An 18,182-nucleotide genomic window follows, 5' to 3' on the forward strand; every position below is an offset into this window, starting at 1 on the left:
GCGCCGGACCGCCGGCCGCCGTCAGTTGACGGCGGGGCCGGCGGTGGTGTTGAGCCAGGACCATTCGGACCAGGTGGAGAAGCCGGTCTGCCAGCGGTGGTGGACACCGGCGCTGCTGGAGCCGAAGACCTCGATGCGGCCGTCGGCGTTGGCCGCGGCGGTGATCTCGGTGCCGGGGCCGCCGAAGGCGACCCACGTGTCGTAGGGCGCGTTCACGCCGGTCTGCCACAGGTGCTGTGCGGTGGTGCCGTTGATGGCGAACACCTCCACCCGGCCGTCCGGCGCGTGCTCGCTGGTCAGTTGGGAATCGGCCGGCCCGCCGGTGGGTTCCCAGCCGGACCAGGTGGTGGGGTTGGTCTGGTAGCGGTGGTAGACGCCGGCGGGGCCGGAGGCGAAGACCTCCAGACGGCCGTCCTGGTTGTGGTCGACGGTGAGGTCGTGGCCGCCGTCGCCGAAGGTCTCCCAGCTCGACCAGGCGCCGCTGGTGGCGGTCTGCCACATGTGCTGGAAGGTGGAGCCGTTGAGGGCGAAGACCTCCAGGCGCCCGTCGGGGGACTTGCCGAGTCCGATCTCGCTGTAGGCGGGGCCGCCGCCGGCCGGCTCCCAGCCGGACCAGCCGCTGTTGGGCGCGGTCTGGTAGCGGTGGAAGATGCCGACGGGTCCGGAGGCGAAGACCTCCAGGCGGCCGTCCTGGTTGGCACCGACCGCGAGGTTGTGGCCGCCGGTTCCGAACGTGTCCCAGCCCGACCAGGCGCCGGAGGGCTGGAGCTGGTAGCGGTGCTGGAGGGTGCTGCCGTTGAGCGCGAACAGCTCCAGCCGTCCGTCCGCGTCCGCGCCGATCGTCAGCCGGGCGCCGTCGGGGCCGCCCAGCGACTCCCACTCGGACCAGGCGCCGTTCACCTGGTTCTGCCAGGCGTGCGAGACGCCGTTGGCACCGGCCGCGAACACCTCCAGCCGGCCGTCCGCCGAGCGCGCCGAGACGACCCGGCCGGGCTGCGTCGGGTAGACGACCGGGGCCGGCCCGGGGTCGTGGTGGCCGAGCCGGTCGGCGGCGGCCCGGGCCGCGTCCATGTACCGCAGGTGCGCGCCCTCCTTGTAGGTCGACCACTGCGCCCAGTTGGTGCCCTTGTTGGAGATGCGGTAGGCCGCGTCGGCGTTGCACTGGGCGTCGTAGGCGCAGGCGTCGCTGACCTCGGAGTGCCAGTAGCTGTTGATCTCCCACAGGCCCCGGTCGGTGGACGGCGGCGTGTTGTTCTGGACGTTGGACGCGAGCGGGTTGCAACTGGACTCGGCCATGCCGACGGCGATCGCGGTCACCAGGGCGTCGCCCCGGAAGCCCGCGTTGTAGCCGACCTCGGCACAGAGGTCGATGCCGGTGGCGGCGGGCGCGGGCGTTGCGCCGACGCCGACCGTCAGGACCGCCGTGACGGAGAGCAGCGCGAGGGCGGAGACCAGGACTCGGTGCCGAGGGGCGGCCGGGGCCGGTCGCGAGGCGCGCCGGAGAAGGGAGCGGAACACCGGGGCGGCCCTCACGCCTTGCGCAGGCGGTCGATGATGCCGTCCAGGTCCTGCCGGAACACGTCCGGCCGGATCTCGTGGCCGCCGGGCACCTCGCGCGCGTCGTAGGGGATGCCCGCCCGGTCGAGCAGGGAGCGGAACTCGCGCTGCCCGGCCAGGACCTGGGTCTCGTTGACGGTGCTGAACCAGTCGACCGGGTTGGGGCTGGTGCCGGCCACCAGGAAGACCCGCTTGTTGCGGTAGCTCTCGATGCGCTCCACCGGGTTGTCGGCGCTCACCCGCGCCTGGTCCCAGAGCGGCACGCCGTAGACCGTGCCGCCGTTCAGGTCCAGCGCGGCGGAGGACGCGTTCGCCCAGTGCGCCACCAGGCCGCCGTCCCGGCGCAGGCTGGCCGGGCCGGAGTGGGCGCTCACCGAGGCGAAGTGACCGTAGTACTTGGCGGCGTACTTCAGTGCGCCGAAGCCGCCCATCGAGAAACCGGCCACCGCGCGGCCGTCGTACTCGGCGTAGGTGCGGAAGTTGGCCTCCACCCAGGGCAGCAACTGGTTGATGTGGAACTCCTCCCAGTTGCGCGGGCCCGCGTTGGAGCTGACCGGGTTGGAGTACCAGCCGGCGTGCCCGCCGTCCGGCATCACCACGATGATCGGCTTGCCGGCGGTCCAGTCGCGGACGCCCGCCCGGTCGAAGGTGATGAAGTCCTGGTCGGTGCCGCCGCCGTGGAACAGGTACAGCACCGGGTAGGTGCGGCCGCTCCACTGGTAGTCGTCCGGCAGCAGCACGTTCACGCCGGGGTTCCAGCCGATCGCCGAGGTGCGGAAGCGGTAGTACCACATCCGCGGGTCGCTCTCGTTGCGGTCCACGATGCTCAGGCCGAAGCCGTCGCCGGCCGCCGCTGCGGGACTCGTCGAGGCCAGCGAGCCGGCGGCGCCCAGCGCCAGCGCGGCGCCGAGCCCGCCGCCGGTCCTGAGGATGCTCCTGCGGGTGGGGTGCTGGGCGGTCAACGTGGCCTCCTGGGAACGCGCGTGACGGCGGTCCGTCCGGACCGCCCGGTGGTCGAGCGGTTGGGACGGTAGTCACCCGCCGCACGGCGCGGAATCCGGAACGATCCGGACTGACGCGGGAGGCCCGGTCACCGAGACTGTTGCCTTGGCCCGTGGGACGAGGGAACGGGCTGCACCGCAGTGGTGGCACATCCCGTGCGAATCCCGCACTGCTCAACTGCGCGGCTACTTCTTGTACTTGATTGAGCGGCCCTCGTTCGGCAACTGGACCGGGTCGAACGCGGCGACCGTGAGCCGTGTGGGGTCCGGGGTGCGCAGGCCGTCCTTCATCCGGCGCGGCTCGGCGACCAGGGCCACCTCCTCCTCGCCGAGCGGGCCGACCCGGTCGTCGACGCTTCCCAGGGCGCCGAGGGAGCCGTGGATGTGCACCCAGTCGTCCTGGGTCACGTCCGCCTTCTCCACCGTGTTCGGGTGGCGAAGGACGTGCGGGACATCAGGCCGCCCGCGATCGACTTCGAGTTCGACTTGGGCGGCAGCTTGTCGCCGTTCACGAGGTCGTTGCCGACCAGGGTGGCCAGACCGACCAGCGCGGCCGTGGACTCGCCGCCGGTGACGTCCTCGACCACGCGCTCGCCCGCACACAGGACCCGACCGCCCCCTCCCTGCCGCACCTGCGCAAAGCCCGCGCGCACGCGATGACCGGTGAGGCCGGAGCCTCCCGCCGTGCACTCGACGCTGCCGAACACTCCCTGAACATCGCCACCGATACGCCGCCCGCCCGGTGCTCCTGGATGAGCGCCGCCGACCTCGCCGTCGACACCGGCCGCTGCCTCGTCGACCTCGGCGAGCCGGGCCCCGCGCACCACGCGCTGCTGTGGGCCCGCCCGCAGCAGGGCGAGGCCGGCGGACAGGACACCCCACAGTGACCCCGCATGCGGCTCGTGACACGAACTGCGCCCCGGTCCAGGACCACCGGCGTACGCCGCTGCTTCTCGCCAACTTCATGACCAGGACGCCCCGGCGACAGCCGCGCCACGTCCGCGCAGGCCACAGCCGCCCTCGTTCCGGCGACTCCGGTCTCACCCGAATCCGCCATGCCGCCGTCGCGCCACGAGACCAGGTCGTCACCCATGGTCAGCGGGCGGGTCGCGTGCAGCGCAGCCGGTGCGCCCTCTAGGCCCGGCTGTCCGGAATGCCCTCTCCGTCGTGCGCATCTGCCGGTGATCCGTCAATTCCTGTCGGCGTCCGCTGGTACATCAGTTGGCCGGACGAACCGCACATCGCGGTCCGCCGACGGGAAGGGAGACTGTGATGCCCGTACCTGAGGGCTACCACGTGGTACGACGCCACATCCGCCGCAACCCGCGGCCGAGCGTGAAGAAGATGAGCGGCTGGACCATCGCCGGGATCTGCGCGCTCGTATGGCTGTGGGGGCACTTCATCGGCTTCGGGGCCAGCGACGCGGCGACGCCCGGCACACCGGCCCCGGCGGCTACCGCCCCGACGGCGCCCTGATGGGCCGCCGGCGCTACCGGTTGCGCAGGCCGCGCGGCGCCACCGAGACTGCCGCAGCCGGCCTCACCGTGCTGGCCGCGGTCGTCTGGCTCATCGAGGCGGCCAGTGCCGGAGTGCGGGTCGCCGAGCGGTACTGGCCCGTGCTCGCCGTCCTCGCCGCCATGGCCGCAGTCGTCACGGCGGCGTGGTGGGCGCGGCGCCGGGCCGCGGATCTGCGCCGAGCGCAGCGGCTGGCCACGTTGCGGCTCAGCCTGGAGCGCATCGACGCCCTCGGCGACCAGGAATTCGAGCACGCGCTGCGGGACCTGCTCGTGCGGGACGGCTGGAGCGCCCGCAAGGTCGGGCAGAAGGGCGACCAGGCCGCCGACGTGATCGGCCAGCACCCCGCCCTTGGCCGGATCGTGGTCCAGGCCAAGCACACCAAGGTCGGCGCGAAGGTCGGATCCCAGGTCATGTACCAGGTCAAGGGAACCGCCGGCCCCGCACACGGCGCCGACAGCGCGGTCGTCGTCACCAACGGCGCCTTCACCCGTGACGCGAAGGCATGGGGCGACCAGCACCGGGTGCACTGGGTCGACCGCGGCCGCCTGCGCCAATGGGCCGAGGACGGCATCGCTCTGCACGACCTGCTGCGACTGCCACCCCGCACTGCCCGGCTGCGCCTCGGCCGCCCCGCGCCGTGACCCCCGCCCCACCGATCCGAAAGGAGGCCGGCCGTGCGCGACGACGGCACGTTCGACCCGCTGCTGAAGTTCATCGCCGGAGTGGTCCTCGCGGTGGCTGCCGCCACATGCCGTCCTCACATCGCGGGAACTGGACCGGCTCCCGCAGGACGCGGTTCGCCGACCGCACCGAACCAGGCGGAGATGTACGCCGCATCAACGGCCGAATGACGGCGTGCCGGGGCGTGTGAGGGTTCGTCGGAGGTTCGAGGGGGTTCCGGCGCCTGTGCAGTTCGGGGCAACTCGGCCGGCTGGTGTGCTCGTTGGTCTGTCCACGGGGAAGTGAGTGATCACTCCATCGGCTGGGTGCGGGCCAGGAGACCTGCTCGGAAGATGCCCGGCGGGGCCCCCGGCATCGCCCGGAGTCCCCGCGTCTCAGGACAGATCGCCGGTCTGTCGCAGTCGGCAGGGATATCGGTGCGCGGGCGGCCGACGAAGTCCATGCTGTCCGTGGGCCGGTGCAGAATTCCGGTCATGAACCGGATGCCCGCCCTGCCCATGACCCTGCCCGCGGCGCTCGCCGACACCCACGGCCTCGACCCGGCGGCCGGCGGGTGGGCGTTCACCCCGAGGCACGCCGTGGCCACGCCTGACGGCGACACCTACGTGGTCTCCACCCTGTGGCGCGCAGGGCACGCCACAGGTCATCCGGCCGATCCCGCCCACTGCCCGCTCAACTACCGGTCGATCACCCGCTACGCCCCCGACGGTACGCCCGTCGCCACTGCCGTGTCCGGTGGTCCCCGGCCGGACGGCACCCCGTCGGCGATCATCCCGGACGGGGACGGTGACACCCTGGCCGTCCTCCCGGACGGGACGGTCGCCCTCGCTCTGTGCCCGGGCATCACCCACCTGTTCTCGGCCGACCTGAGCAGGGTCGTGGGCACGTTCCCGATGCCCTGGGGCTTCGAGGAGGAGAAGGCGAGGGCGGGCGATCCGTTCGCCGCCTCGATCACCGTCACGCCCTCCGGCCGACTGCTCTGCACGACCTCGGAGTACGGGCTCAAGTGGGCCGGCGCGACCCTCAACATCGTCGCCGTCTCCGAACCCGGCACCGCGCTCGCGCCCGGCTCCAAGCCCACCCTGCGGGCCATCGCGAGCCTCCACGCGAACACCGACCGTCAGACCGGCGCCGACCAGCATCCTCACGTCGTCTTCGGCGACGCGCCGGTGTGCCGGGACAACCGCCCCTCGCCCACGCTGACCGACCTCCTGTCGGACCTCAGCGGCATCACCCGCAGCCCGTACGCGTACGGGTACGAGGACTGCAAGATGACACGACCGTCGGCCCTCGGCGACGACCTCTTCGTCGTCCCCGTCTTCGGCAGGGCCTACCGGTCGACCGACCGCGGCCAGGAGTTCAGCTTCGCCCTCCTCGACGACCAGGGCACGCTGCGCGGACGCCTGGAGGGCCTGCACCGCTACGACGACAGCCCCTTCACCGGGCTCGCCTTCACCGTCACCGCCGACCCCCACCGCGGCCACGCCTTCCACCTCAACCGCTACGGCCTCTACGCCTGGACCGCCGACGGCCGGCTGCGCTCCCGCATCTCCACCGCGGTCAAGCCCTACACGGCCCTGAAGAACTTCGAGCTGCTGGAATGCACCCCGGCCGGCGAGGTCCTCCTCCTCCACCGCAAGCAGCGCCTGCTGCTTCGCGTTCCGGTGCCGCAGGACCTCGACGCCCTGCCCGCCGCCGTGGAGGCCGCCCTCAAGGGCTACGGCTCCGGGCGCCTCGCACTGAAGAAGCAGTACGCCCCGGTCGACTGGTGCTGGCTGGACACCACCGGGCGGGTGTTCCACCACTGAGCGCACGCGCCCGCAGGCCCGTGCGCGGGCTCTCTGGGACGGCAGGGTGCTGTGCTGACCGTTCGACATGACCGAGGAGATCCGTCCGTGACTGTGACCGTTGCCCGCCACCTCGTGCCCCAGCCCGACGGGCACGCGTTCGCCGACAAGTTGAGCGTGCGGGTGAACCGGCGCGTCGACGGGCTCGAAGGGTCCGCCGGCATGATCGACTTCGCGTTCAGCACCGCCCTCCTCGCGGAGTCGCCCTACATCCCCACGTACCTGGTATCCCGCGGCTGGCTGGGCGAGTTCCCGACGTAAGGCGGTGGACGCACCCGCCCGATGGCCCGGCCGCCGACCGCGCATGCCGGCGCCCGGGCCAGAGCCGGGCGCCCATGCGCCCCGCGACCAGTTCTCAGCCGAGGGCGCCGAGCGCGGAACTGTCGAGCTGGACGACCGGTTCCGTGCTCAGGTGGTCCTGCCAGGTCCCGAAGGGGACGCGTGCCACCGCGAAGTCGGCGACCCCGTTCTCGATCACCAGGCCGCACCAGCCTCCCCGCTCCAGCATCAGCAGCAGCGGCTCGAAGGGGTCGTCCAGCTCGGGCAGCCGCGCCGCCGACGTGTCGAGCAGGGTCGCCCAGCGCAGCGCGGCGCGGCACAGGGCCTTCGCCCGGACGTCTGCGACGTTGGCCTCCAGGAACGCGTCGAGCCGCGCGGCGAGTTCCGCGTCCACCTGGGCCGTGGGATCGACGGACGCCGCCAGGTCGACGACGGGCCAGTCACCTGCGGGCTCGTAGGCCTGCGTCCAGAGGGCCGAGCGGCGCAGGTGCTCGCGGAACAGGCGTGAGCGCGAGGCGGCGTGGGTGAAGGCGGTGTCCTCGTCCCGCCAGTCGATGGTTGTGAGGCGCTCGACCGCCGCCCGGGCCCGTGGTGTCGTCAGGATCCGCGTGGCGCGTCTGATGAAGGCGTCGGCTTCGGCCCTGGTGATCTCGGCGTGGTCGTCGTCGTTGTGCCCGAGGTAGTAGCGGCGCAGGTACTCGGTCGGCTCCCAGCGCAGGTTGCGGGTGAAGGCCTCGTCGATGTCGATGCCGTCTATGGTGCTGCGGCGAACGATTCCGTAGGGGTTCTCCCGGGAGCTCGTGCTCGTTTCGTCGAACCGGGCGTAGTAGGTGAAGCCGCTGAGGACTTCGACGTCGGCGCCGCGTTCGGCTGCGGGGGAGCAGGAGGATGCGGGCGCGGCCGTGCCGGTGGCGGTGCCGTCGCCGGCGACGCTGCACCGGGCGATCCGCCGCGACCTGAACCCGGGCCAGCGCGGTGCCCTGACCGAGGGGAGCGGGCACGGCGCCGCCACGACGTGCACCTGCGCCGGCCTCGCCAGTGGCGCAACGCCTGCTGGGAGGGCGACCACAAGCACGTCCCAGTCGAGGTCGACCTGCAAGGCGAGCCCGTGTGGCCATGGGTGACCTGGATCATCGACTGCGCCACGAACGCCGTCACCGGCGTCGCGATCACCCCGCACACCCCGTCCTCCCGCGCTGCGTCGGGTCACTGCTGGGACGGGTTCGCCTGGTTCCCGCAGGCGAAGTCGCCACGCCTCGGGTAGATGCGCACGAAGTCCGGACTCGTGCCATCGACCATCTTGCTGTAGATGAACTGACTCCCGTGGTCGTTGGACTCCACCTGCCCATCGGATGCGCCGTGGGGGGCGACCAGGATCGTCCGCAGGTCCGGTGTGGTGTGGTGCGCGCCCCGGGCCCAACTGGCCTTGCAGGAATAGCTGTAGCGGAGATCGACGTGCATGTCCCCGATCGTTGCCCTGGCGGCGTCGATGGTGACGGCGTCGCCGTCGCACCCTTCCGTGACCGGGTCGAGTTCGTTGCAGCCTCTCGCCGTGCATCCCTGCCGGGGTACCGCGGATGCCGTCTGGGCTGCGGCGGTGGCGAGCGCCGAGCCGAGCAGGAGGAGGACGGCGACGGCGGTGCTGCGTACGGAGCCGGAGCGGCAGGGACGTGGTCGAACTCCCGGAAGGGTGAGTGGGGTGCGCACCTGGTGTCACCAGGAGTTTCGGCAGAAGACGCGACTCCATGACGGGATCGACCCGCCACCGTTCAGGGAGGCGCCGGAAACGCAGCGGGAAGTCGATCGGGCCGACTTCCCGCTCCGGTCCCGACCGGTGCGCGACCGGAGCCCGCTGCCGGAGGGCCGTTCCACGAGATCCGGAGCCCGGCCGTGCCGTTCCCAATCCCCAGCTCAGCGGCGTGGGAACGGGTTGGACGTTCCCAACAGCCCGTCTCCTCTCGAAGTTGACTCCGCCGGTGCCGCAGAGTCGTTCCCGTCAGGCCGAGCACCACAGCCTGATCACGATCAGGGATGCGACCCGCCCCGGGACGAGGTGCGGGGGATCCCACTCCACCGATCGGAAGGCAGTGAGATGAACAAGAAGATGGCAGCCGCCGCCCTGGCCGCGGTCACCCTCGGTACGGTGCTCCTCGGCACCGCCACGCCGGCCCTCGCCAGCAGCGGTGGCTGCGTCAGCGGCGACGCGTGCGTCTACTACAGCCCCAACCTGCAGGGCGCGTTCTTCGGCAAGGGCGAGGACGGCAACTACGACGGCTACTTCGGCGGTGGCGGGGCCGGCAACGGTCAGGCCGTCATGAACAACGCCGCCTCCGTGTGGAACATGGACCAGACCTGGAACGTCCGCGTCTACTACCGTGAGTACAGCATCCGCAACACCGGCCCGAACCAGTACATCCCGCACAACTCGTGGGCCAACCTGGGCGCGGTGCCGTGGAACGGCGGCTCGATCAACATGCGCAACAACAACCACTCGCAGGCCTGGGAGCTCTGATCCGGTTCTGATCGGGTGCCGGGCTCCGTTCGTCGGGGGCCCGGCACCCGATCGGCCTTCACCGACCGATCCGGCTGAGCCGGCTGAGCCGATCGAGCCGATCGATCCGACCGAGGAGCCCCGCCATGACGTCCCCCCACCGCGGCCGTTCACTGGCCGCCCTCCTGCTCGTCCCCCTGGTCCTCACCGCCGGCTGCGCATCCGGACCCGCGACCCCCGCCGCGCCCGCCGCCAGGCCGTCCGCGTCCCTGACGCCGATGGACCCGCCGCCGATCGGCGACGTCCCCCGGTTGAGCGAGGTGGGCGACCGGACCCTGCCCATCGAGGCCTACCTGCTCAGCGGGGAGCAGTTCCGCCAGTACGACGCGGCGCAGACCGTGCTGGTCGCGCGCTGCGTAAGGGGGTTCGGCCTGGAGTACTCCCGGCCGCCCGGGTCCGGGGCGGCGCCGTCCCAGAGCCAGACCACCCACCGGTACGACCCGGTCGAGCTCGCCGACGTCTCCGTGCACGGCTACCACGCGCCCGACCCGGGCGGCGCGAGGAAGCCGAGCGGGGGACCGTCCATGAGCGCCGAGCTCACCACCGTGCTCGGTACGGGCCTCGGGTCGGGTGGGAGGCCCGCCCCGGGGGCGGCCACCGAGTTCCGGGGGAAGGGGCTGCCGCCGGGCGGGTGCATCGGGGCCGCGCAGAAGGAGCTGACTTCGCGCGGCGGCACCGGCCGGGACGCCGACGTCGCGGTGGGGATCAACTACGAGGGCTTCGAACGGTCGATGACGGACCCCAGGGTCAGGACCGTCTTCCAGGACTGGTCGCGCTGCATGGGGGACCGCGGCTACTCCTACGCCACGCCAGGGGACGCCCTCAAGGACTCCCGGTGGGCGGCCGGCGCCGCTCCGTCCGCGGAGGAGATCGCCACGGCCACCGCCGACGTCGACTGCAAGGCCCGGACGAACGTCGTGGGGGTCTGGTTCACCGTCGAGTCGGCCTACGAGGACGAGCTCATCCGGCAGCACCAGCCGGAGCTGACGGCGGTCAAGGCCGGCAACGATGCGATGCTGGAGCTCGCGCGGTCGGTGGCCGGGGCCGGTTCGTGACAGGTGCCGGAAACCGCAGGACCGGTCAGGATTCGAGAAGCCCGGGCCATGGGGCCGCCCGTAGCGTCATGGCCATGGGAAACAACGAGAACACCGCGCCCACCGTGTCCCTCGCCTCCGTCACCCTCGAGGTGGCCGACGCCGGGGCAGCCCACCGCTTCTACGCCGCGTTCGGCGTGGAGCGGCACGTCCGCCTGCGGGAGTCCGCGGCGCCGACCACCGGCTTCCGGGGCTTCGCCATGGCGCTCACCGTGGCCCAGCCGGGCAGCGTCGACGGCTTCGTCGCCGACGCCGTGGCCGCCGGGGCCACGGTGCTCAAGCCCGCGGCGAAGTCGCTGTGGGGCTACGGCGGCGTCGTCCAGGCCCCGGACGGGACGGCCTGGAAGATCGCGACCTCGGCGAAGAAGGACACCGGTCCGGCCACCCGCGAGATCGACGACGTCGTCCTGCTGCTCGGCGTCGAGGGAGTCAAGGCCACCAGGGAGTTCTACGTCGGCCGGGGGCTGACCGTGGCCAAGAGCTTCGGCGGCAAGTACACCGAGTTCACCGCGGGAGGGCCCGGCGCCGTCAAGCTGGCGCTGTACAAGCGCCGCGCGCTGGCGAAGGAGGTCGGCGTACCCGTCGAGGGCACCGGCTCGCACCGCATCGTCCTCGGCAGCACCGGCGCCGCGTCCTTCACGGACCCGGACGGGTTCGCCTGGGAGAGCGTCGCCCTGGCGGCGGCCGGGGCCTGACCCGCGGACAGGTGAACGCGCGGACGACGCCCGGGCCCGGACGCGGCCTGCCGGGCCCGGGGCGTGTCCTACGGCTCAGCCCAGCTGCTGCGCCAGCGCGAGGATGATCCCGCCCGGCCCGCGGAGGTAACAGAGCAGGTAGCTGTCCTCGTAGCGCGTCACTTCGCCGACGAGGACGGCGCCGTGCGGCCGGAGGCGGGCGAGGGTGTCCTCGATGTCGTCGACGGCGAACATGACGCGGTGCAGGCCCAGCGTGTTCGCCAGGGGGACCTGCGGCTCGGGGGTGATCGCCGCGGGGGCGTGGTACTTCGCCAGTTCGAGCCGGCCGGGCGCGCCGGGGATCCGCATCATCGCGATCTCGCTCCGCATGTCGTCGAGCCCGACGACCTTGCCCGCCCAGCGTCCGTCGATCGGCATCCTGCCTTCCAGCTCCATGCCGAGTGCGGTGAAGAACGCGACGGCGGCGTCGAGGTCGTCCACGACGATGCCGACGTTGTCCATGCGCTGAATCGTCATGCCCCCGAGGGTAGGGGCCGGGCCCGACAGCGGCGCTGGTGTCACCCTCCCCGGTGGCCGGACAGTACCCCGGATGACGCGTGCCGGGGCCGCGAACCGCCCTGGTCTGCCGCGCTGTTGTCGCGGTGACGGGAGTTTGAACGTTCAATGTCGCGATTCGGAACGGTCCGGATGCGAACCTTGACGCCCGGGTCTTGACCCATGTGACCGGTGACATGTGTTATTTCACATGCCTCGGTGAGCACCCCCCAATGGACAGCGCGCGGAGGCAGCTCGACCCCACCCCCACACAGGAGTGTTGATGAGTCAGTTCTTCAAGCTGCCAAGGGCCTTGGCGGTCCTCGCCGCGGCGGGTACCGCCGTCGTCGGGATGGGCGCCGCGCCGGGCTTCGCGGCCCCGGACGGTGCCCCGGCCGCGTCCGCCTCCCACGTCTCGTCCGCCGGGCACGGCCCCCGCATCCTGCCGCCGACCGGGAGCTCCGCCAGGGATGCCGCGAGCCGTGAGGCCGTCCAGGACCATCCCCTCACCGCCGCCCAACTCCCGCCGCGCAGCCCCCTGACCGCGCCCGCGACTGCCCCGCACGCTCCCGCGGCCGCACAGCTCGCCGCGGCGTCCTGCACCCCGGCCGACTTCAGCGGCCGCACCGGGTCCGCGCTGGTCTCCTTCGTCAAGGCCTCCACGCCCGAGTGCGTCAACACGCTCTTCGGGATAGCCGGCCCCGACGCGTCCGGAGTGTTCCGCGAGAGCCAGATGATGACGATCGCCAACGCCCTCCAGGGCGTTGCCGCCACCTACCCCGGGGACAACTCGACGGGGATCCTGCCACTGGTGCTCTATCTGCGCGCCGGGTACTACGTGCAGTTCAACCACCCCGCGGACGTCGGCTCCTACGACTCCGCCCTCACCACCGCGGTGGCGGGCGGCCTCGACGGGTTCACCGCGAGCCCGCACTTCACGGACGTCAGCGACGCGAACGGGCAGATCGCGGGCGAGGCCGTCATCCTCACCGACAGCGCGAACCTGCAGGCCCGCTACCTCGGCACGTACAAGCGGGTGCTCAACGGCTACACCGGCGCGTACGACTCCTCCTGGCACATGGTCAACTTCGTCAACGACGTCTTCACCCCGATCTTCCGCGGGCACCAGAACCAGGACTACGTCGACGCCGTCACCGCGGACCCGAGCATCATCGACACCCTCGACACGTTCGCGCTCAACCACCGCGACCTGCTCGGCGGCACCAACTCCTTCCTCGACTCCAACGCCGGCATCGAGACCGCCCGCTTCATCGAGCACCCCGCCCTCCAGGCCAAGGTGCGCCCGCTGATGAAGGGCCTGCTCGACGCCTCGTCCATCACCGGCCCGACCGCCCCGCTCTGGGTCGGCGTCGCCGGGCTGGCCGCCGCCTACGACCAGGCCCAGTGCTCGTACTACGGCGTCTGCGACCTGCCCCAGCGGCTGACCGCCGCCGCCCTCCCGATCAGCCGCACCTGCGACGCCACGCACACCATTCGCGCGCAGGACCTCACCGCGGCCGACCTCGACGCCGTCTGCGCCAGCCTGCAGAACCAGGACCCGTTCGTCCACAGCCTCGTCAAGGACAGCGGTCCGATACCCGGCCAGTACGAGTCCACGCTCCAGTTGGTCGACTTCGCCAGCCCGGCGGACTACCAGACCTACGCCGGGCCGATCTACGGCATCGACACCAACAACGGCGGCATGACGCTGACGGGCGACCCGACCAACCCCGCCAACCAGCCGCTCTCGATCACCTACCGCCACCCCACCGACAACGGCTTCACGGCCCGCGTCTGGAACCTCAACCACGAGTACACGCACGCCCTCGACGCCCGCTACGACATGAAGGGCAACTTCTCGCAGCAGGTCGCCGTGCCCGACGTGTGGTGGATCGAGGGCGTCGCCGAGTACGTCTCCTACACCTACCGGGGCGTCACCGACACCCAGGCGGTGTCCGAGGCCGCCAAGCACACCTACAAGCTCAGCACGCTGTTCCAGAACACCTACGACAACAGCGACGTCACCCGCACCTACCCGTGGGGTTACCTCGCCGTGCGCTACATGGTCGAGAAGCACCCGGACGTCGTCCAGGCGATGCTCGGCCACTTCCGGACCGGCGACTACCCCGGCGGCTACGCGGTCTACAACTCCCTCGGCACCTCGTACGACGCCGACTTCGACGCCTGGCTGACCGCCTGCGCCGCCGGTGCGTGCGCCACCACGGGCGGCACCCCGACCGCCGCGTTCGACAGCACCGCCGACGGCCTGACCGTCCGGCTCACCGACCGCTCCACCGAGACCGGCGGCGGCCGGATCGCCTCCTGGGCCTGGGACTTCGGCGACGGCACCACCGCCACCACGGCCAGCCCGGCGAAGACGTACACCGCACCCGGCACCTACACCGTCACCCTGACCGTCACCGACGACAGCGGTCACACCGCCACCGCGAGCAAGTCGCTCACCGTCACCGACGGCACGACGGCGTGCACGGCGGTCGACACCCGGGTCATGGACCGCAACTGCTACCGCACCAACCAGTCGGCGACCGCGGGCAACCTCGACTACCTCTACATCTGGCTGCCCGCCGGCACCACGACGCTCACCGCCACCACCAAGGGCGGCACCGGCACGGCGTACCTGCTCTACAACCCCACCTCGTGGGCCACTCTCAACGCCTACACGAGCGCTTCGTTCAACGACGGCACCACCCAGAGCCTCACCGTCACCAACACCCAGGCCGGCTACCGCTACATCAGCCTCTACGCCCGGACGGCGTTCAGCGGGGTGACCGTCACCACGCGGTACTGACCCCCTCGCGCAGGCACGGCAGCGGCGGCCCGGGACACCCTCCCGGGCCGCCGTTCCCTTGGAGATCACGACCGCCGCTCCTCGCATTCGTCAGGACACTGCTCGTATCGCCCTGGTATCTGCGAGGGATGCCACGTGGTCGATCAACCAGTCCGGCCGCACGGGCCCCTGGTATCCCAGCCCACTCGTCCGTGGCTCCCGCCGTTGCTTCAATCGCCGTACTGAACGGTCGAGGACGATGGTTGGACGTGGACCTGAACACGGTGGTGGAGCTGCGTGACGCGCGGCGTCGCGATACCTGGCGCCCGGGGGACGCCTGGCTCGGCGGGGGCACGTACCTGTTCTCCGAGCCGCAGCCGCACATCCGCCGGCTGGTCGACCTCGGCCGGATGGCCTGGGAGCCGGTCCGGGTGACCGCGTCGGGGGACCTGGAGATCGCGGCGACCTGCACGATCGCGCAGCTCTCCCGCTTCGCCCAGGCGGCGGACTGGCGGGCCGCGCCGCTGTTCGAGCAGTGCTGCCGCGCGTTCCCGGCCTCCTGGAAGATCTGGAACACGGCCACCGTCGGAGGCAACCTGTGCAACGGGCTCCCGGCCGGGCCGATGATCTCGCTGACCGCCGCCCTGGACGGCGTGTGCACCCTGTTGTCCCAGTCCGGCGAGGTGCGCCGGGTGCCGGTGAAGGACTTCGTGATCGGCGCCGGCGTCAAGGTCCTGCGGCCCCGCGAGCTGCTGCGGTCGATCACCGTACGCCCACTACGCGGCGTTCCGCGAGGTCGGCCGGGTGAGCCGCACCATTCAGCTGCTGCGGTACCTGACCGACCCGCAGATGCGCCGAGGGGTGACCGCCACAGCCAATCCGCCGAAGGAGTGTGCTCACGGGGCAGCGTCAGCCGTAGCCGTAGCCGCGGCCTGTCGCTCCGGAGCAATGTCGCGGTGCTCGGGACGGGTGAGCAGGAAGACAGCCGCCGGGAGCATGAGGCATGCGATGACGAGCAGGAGGATTCGGTAGTCGATCACAGCGATCAATCCGGCGCCGAGAGCGATGGCGACCGTTTGCGGTGTGGAGAGAACCAGGCCGAGCGCCGCGTCCGCCCTGCCCATCAAATCTGGTGGTGTGCGGCGCTGGAAGAGCGTCATGATGCCCACGCTGATCCACGGCAGGCTAGAGCCGATGAGCGCCGAGCCCACGAGTACGGCCGGAGTCGACGGTGGGTGAAGGCCTGGAAATCGGCCTCTTCTTCTGTGCGCATCAGCACCCCCTCAGCCCTCCAGACCACACTCCCGACGCGCCGGGTTGCCCGGCCCGCCACACTTTCGCGGTCACTTCCGTCGGAGATGCCCGAGGAGATCCGCGCTCGGCGGCCCCGGGAAGAGCGGTCACGCGGACCCCTTCGCCCTCGCCGTGGACGGGACGATCGCCTCGCCCGAGGACCGGGCCCACGCCATGTTCGAGGAAGTCAGCGGAATCCAGGGCCAGTTCGGCTGACGGGCGCTGCTCGGTCTGCGGCTGCACCGGGGGGTGTCGGCGCGGCACATCGTCGGTCGGATGGTCGGCCGATCGCCGAGGGCAGCGACGGGCCGAGCGGGCTCGAAGCCCAATTCCCGGCTGCTGACCGGCAACCTCGTCGTGCCGGTCGACGAAGGGCAGGTCTCGACGGCGGCGGTCCTGCGCTACGAACGGCCGACGGGGGCGTGGACCTGGAAGCGGACGTCGGCCCGAACCCGTTGCGCGAAAAGGGATTTCGTGGCTCCTCCGGGCCCTCTGTACGGTCCGGCCCATGGACTGGAACTTCGAATCGGCCGAGAGCCTCGCGGCCGCCCTGCGCGCCGGCGACGTGACCTCGGCGGAACTGACGGACGCGACGATCGCCCGCATCGAGCGGGAGGACGGCGCGGTCAACGCGATCTGCGTGCCGGACTTCGACCGGGCGCGCGCCGCCGCCCGCAGCGCCGACGAGGCGCTCGCCCGGGGCGAGGACCGGCCGCTGCTCGGCATCCCGGTGACGGTCAAGGAGTCCTACGACGTCGCCGGGCTTCCCACGACCTGGGGCATCCCGCAGCACCGGGACCACCGCCCGGCCGAGGACGCGGTGCAGGTCTCGCGGCTCCGGGCGGCGGGCGCGGTGGTGCTCGGCAAGACCAACGTGCCCGTAGGGCTGCAGGACATCCAGAGCTTCAACGGTATCTACGGCACCACCAACAACCCCTGGGACCGAGGCCGTACGTCGGGCGGCTCCTCCGGCGGGTCGGCGGCGGCCCTGGCCTCCGGGTTCGGCGCGCTGTCCATCGGCTCCGACATCGCCGGCTCGCTGCGCACCCCCGCGCACTTCTGCGGCATCTACGCCCACAAGCCGACGCTCGGGCTGGCGGCGGCCCGCGGCATGGCCCTGCCGTCCGCGCCGGTCCTGCCGACCGAGCTGGACCTCGCCGTCGTCGGCCCGATGGCGCGCACGGCCCGCGACCTGACGCTCCTGCTCGACGTGATGGCCGGGCCGGATCCGCTGACGTTCGGCGTGGCGTACGACCTGGCGCTGCCGCCCGCGCGCCACGAGCGGCTCGCCGACTTCCGGGTCCTGGTCCTCGACGAGCACCCGTACATCGCGACCGGCGCCGCCGTCCGGGCGGGAGTCGACCGGGTGGCCGCCGCGCTCCTCGAAGGGGGCGCCCGCGTCGACCGGCACAGCCCGCTGCTGCCCGATCCGGCCGAGGCCGCCAGGCTCTACACCCAGCTCCTGATCTCGGGCTCCACCGCACACTTCCCCGTCGAGACCTACGAGGAACTGCATTCCCTCGCCGCCGCGTTGAGCCCCGACGACCAGAGCCTGGACGCGGTGCGGCTGCGCGCCATGGTGTTCACCCACCGCGACTGGATCGTGGCGAACAACCACCGCGAGCTCCACCGCCACGGCTGGCGGCAGCTGTTCGCCGAGTACGACGCCGTGGTGTGCCCGATCACGCCGACCCCGGCGTTCCCGCACGACCACACCCCCGACCTGAGGGCGCGCAGCCTCGACATCGACGGCGTCGCACACCCCTACATGGACCAGCTGGTCTGGGCGGGCATGGCCACGATGCCCGGCCTCCCCGCCACCGCCGTACCCGCGGGCCGTTCCCCTGAGGGCCTCCCGGTGGGCGTGCAGATCATCGGGCCGATGTTCGAGGACCGGACCCCACTGAGGCTGGCCGAGCTCCTGGAGCAGAGGATCGGGGGCTTCACCGCACCGAGGTAGCGCACGCTCCGGCGGCCGTGCACGCGGCTCGGCGCAGGCCTTCACAGCTTGGTGAAGGCCGGCGCCTCATGCGCCATCCGATGTGGTTACGGCTTGAACAGGTACAGGAGGCCGCCCGCCGCGACCGCCGCGAGGGTGAAGCGGATCACGGCTTCCCGTGGGGCCGCGTCGGCTGGTCCTCGACGTGCCGGGCTCCGACCCCGCCGACGCCGCCCCGGTCGTCACCTGGGGCGCCAACGACGGCGCCAACCAGACCTGGACCGGGCTCCAGCCTCGGATCGACTTCTGAACAGTGAGGATGTTCATGAGCGGTTCCCGGGCAGGTCTGACTCAACCTCTGACTGACCTCGGGTCCTCAACCGGATCTGTCGGCCTCGTCCGGGA

20 protein-coding genes and 2 pseudogenes are annotated in these 18,182 nt (G+C 71.8%); 14 read left to right on the forward strand and 8 right to left on the reverse strand.

What is annotated here, in order from left to right; all coding sequences use genetic code 11:
• Positions 1 to 21: 21 nt before the first annotated feature.
• The 4 genes from AB0C76_RS35395 to AB0C76_RS35410 form a co-directional block, all read right to left on the reverse strand.
• Entirely contained in the window at positions 22 to 1,518 is a 1,497-nt protein-coding gene (locus AB0C76_RS35395) for a hypothetical protein (RefSeq protein ID WP_359973599.1), read from the reverse strand.
• An 11-nt stretch (positions 1,519 to 1,529) separates the two neighbouring features.
• Positions 1,530 to 2,519, reverse strand: a complete 990-nt coding sequence (locus AB0C76_RS35400; protein WP_359973601.1) for an esterase family protein — start codon at positions 2,517 to 2,519, stop codon at positions 1,530 to 1,532.
• A 225-nt stretch (positions 2,520 to 2,744) separates the two neighbouring features.
• A complete protein-coding gene (locus AB0C76_RS35405) occupies positions 2,745 to 2,966 on the reverse strand; it encodes a hypothetical protein (protein ID WP_359973603.1) in 222 nt (73 codons plus the stop codon).
• A complete protein-coding gene (locus AB0C76_RS35410; protein WP_359973605.1) occupies positions 2,963 to 3,145 on the reverse strand; it encodes a hypothetical protein in 183 nt (60 codons plus the stop codon). The genes AB0C76_RS35405 and AB0C76_RS35410 overlap by 4 nt, the downstream gene beginning before the upstream one ends.
• A gap of 165 nt (positions 3,146 to 3,310) precedes the next feature.
• Between AB0C76_RS35410 and AB0C76_RS35415 the strand changes: the two genes are divergently transcribed.
• From AB0C76_RS35415 to AB0C76_RS35440, 6 genes are all read left to right on the forward strand, one after another.
• The gene (locus AB0C76_RS35415; RefSeq protein ID WP_359973607.1) at positions 3,311 to 3,445 is read left to right on the forward strand and encodes a hypothetical protein; all 135 of its coding nucleotides are present in this window, start codon (positions 3,311 to 3,313) and stop codon (positions 3,443 to 3,445) included.
• Between the two features lie 385 nt (positions 3,446 to 3,830).
• Positions 3,831 to 4,034, forward strand: a complete 204-nt coding sequence (locus AB0C76_RS35420; RefSeq protein ID WP_359973608.1) for a hypothetical protein — start codon at positions 3,831 to 3,833, stop codon at positions 4,032 to 4,034.
• Entirely contained in the window at positions 4,034 to 4,717 is a 684-nt protein-coding gene (locus AB0C76_RS35425) for a restriction endonuclease (RefSeq protein WP_359973610.1), read from the forward strand. The genes AB0C76_RS35420 and AB0C76_RS35425 overlap by 1 nt, the downstream gene beginning before the upstream one ends.
• Before the next feature lie 33 nt (positions 4,718 to 4,750).
• Entirely contained in the window at positions 4,751 to 4,927 is a 177-nt protein-coding gene (locus tag AB0C76_RS35430; protein WP_359973612.1) for a hypothetical protein, read from the forward strand.
• A 303-nt stretch (positions 4,928 to 5,230) separates the two neighbouring features.
• On the forward strand, positions 5,231 to 6,565 hold the full coding sequence (locus AB0C76_RS35435) for a hypothetical protein (RefSeq protein ID WP_359973614.1): 1,335 nt from the start codon (positions 5,231 to 5,233) through the stop codon (positions 6,563 to 6,565).
• Positions 6,566 to 6,652: 87 nt separating this feature from the next.
• Positions 6,653 to 6,865, forward strand: coding sequence for a hypothetical protein (locus AB0C76_RS35440; protein WP_359973616.1), 213 nt, complete (start codon positions 6,653 to 6,655; stop codon positions 6,863 to 6,865).
• Positions 6,866 to 6,959: 94 nt separating this feature from the next.
• Here the strand turns inward: AB0C76_RS35440 and AB0C76_RS35445 are convergent, their stop codons facing one another.
• Complete coding sequence (locus AB0C76_RS35445; protein WP_359973618.1) at positions 6,960 to 7,895, reverse strand: hypothetical protein; 936 nt, start codon at positions 7,893 to 7,895, stop codon at positions 6,960 to 6,962.
• Between the two features lie 194 nt (positions 7,896 to 8,089).
• Entirely contained in the window at positions 8,090 to 8,590 is a 501-nt protein-coding gene (locus AB0C76_RS35450) for a DUF2690 domain-containing protein (RefSeq protein ID WP_359973620.1), read from the reverse strand.
• A 385-nt stretch (positions 8,591 to 8,975) separates the two neighbouring features.
• Between AB0C76_RS35450 and AB0C76_RS35455 the strand changes: the two genes are divergently transcribed.
• The 3 genes from AB0C76_RS35455 (at position 8,976) to AB0C76_RS35465 (ending at position 11,223) form a co-directional block, all read left to right on the forward strand.
• Positions 8,976 to 9,395: a peptidase inhibitor family I36 protein gene (locus AB0C76_RS35455; protein ID WP_359973622.1), complete on the forward strand. Its 420-nt coding sequence runs from the start codon at positions 8,976 to 8,978 to the stop codon at positions 9,393 to 9,395.
• A 125-nt stretch (positions 9,396 to 9,520) separates the two neighbouring features.
• Positions 9,521 to 10,489, forward strand: coding sequence for a hypothetical protein (locus AB0C76_RS35460; RefSeq protein ID WP_359973624.1), 969 nt, complete (start codon positions 9,521 to 9,523; stop codon positions 10,487 to 10,489).
• A 68-nt stretch (positions 10,490 to 10,557) separates the two neighbouring features.
• Positions 10,558 to 11,223, forward strand: coding sequence for a glyoxalase (locus AB0C76_RS35465; RefSeq protein ID WP_359973626.1), 666 nt, complete (start codon positions 10,558 to 10,560; stop codon positions 11,221 to 11,223).
• Positions 11,224 to 11,298: 75 nt separating this feature from the next.
• Here AB0C76_RS35465 and AB0C76_RS35470 read toward each other — a convergent pair whose 3' ends face one another.
• Positions 11,299 to 11,739, reverse strand: a complete 441-nt coding sequence (locus AB0C76_RS35470; protein WP_359973628.1) for a VOC family protein — start codon at positions 11,737 to 11,739, stop codon at positions 11,299 to 11,301.
• A gap of 301 nt (positions 11,740 to 12,040) precedes the next feature.
• Here AB0C76_RS35470 and AB0C76_RS35475 point away from each other — a divergent pair, with 301 nt between their 5' ends.
• The 3 genes and pseudogenes from AB0C76_RS35475 to AB0C76_RS35485 all read left to right on the forward strand — a co-directional run.
• Entirely contained in the window at positions 12,041 to 14,566 is a 2,526-nt protein-coding gene (locus tag AB0C76_RS35475; protein WP_359973630.1) for a collagenase, read from the forward strand.
• Between the two features lie 248 nt (positions 14,567 to 14,814).
• A pseudogene (locus AB0C76_RS35480) lies at positions 14,815 to 15,327 on the forward strand (FAD binding domain-containing protein); the annotation flags it as partial.
• Positions 15,328 to 15,349: 22 nt separating this feature from the next.
• Positions 15,350 to 15,412 (forward strand): annotated as a pseudogene (locus tag AB0C76_RS35485) (hypothetical protein); the annotation flags it as partial.
• 29 nt (positions 15,413 to 15,441) lie between these two features.
• Here the strand turns inward: AB0C76_RS35485 and AB0C76_RS35490 are convergent.
• On the reverse strand, positions 15,442 to 15,705 hold the full coding sequence (locus tag AB0C76_RS35490; protein WP_359973636.1) for a hypothetical protein: 264 nt from the start codon (positions 15,703 to 15,705) through the stop codon (positions 15,442 to 15,444).
• A gap of 641 nt (positions 15,706 to 16,346) precedes the next feature.
• On the opposite strand from AB0C76_RS35490, the gene AB0C76_RS35495 reads away from it, so the two are divergent.
• Positions 16,347 to 17,798: an amidase gene (locus tag AB0C76_RS35495; RefSeq protein ID WP_359973632.1), complete on the forward strand. Its 1,452-nt coding sequence runs from the start codon at positions 16,347 to 16,349 to the stop codon at positions 17,796 to 17,798.
• 157 nt (positions 17,799 to 17,955) lie between these two features.
• Entirely contained in the window at positions 17,956 to 18,087 is a 132-nt protein-coding gene (locus AB0C76_RS35500) for a hypothetical protein (protein ID WP_359973634.1), read from the forward strand.
• The last annotated feature ends 95 nt before the right edge of the window (positions 18,088 to 18,182 follow it).

It is taken from the genome of Kitasatospora sp. NPDC048722 (assembly GCF_040650235.1).
Classification (GTDB): domain Bacteria; phylum Actinomycetota; class Actinomycetes; order Streptomycetales; family Streptomycetaceae; genus Kitasatospora.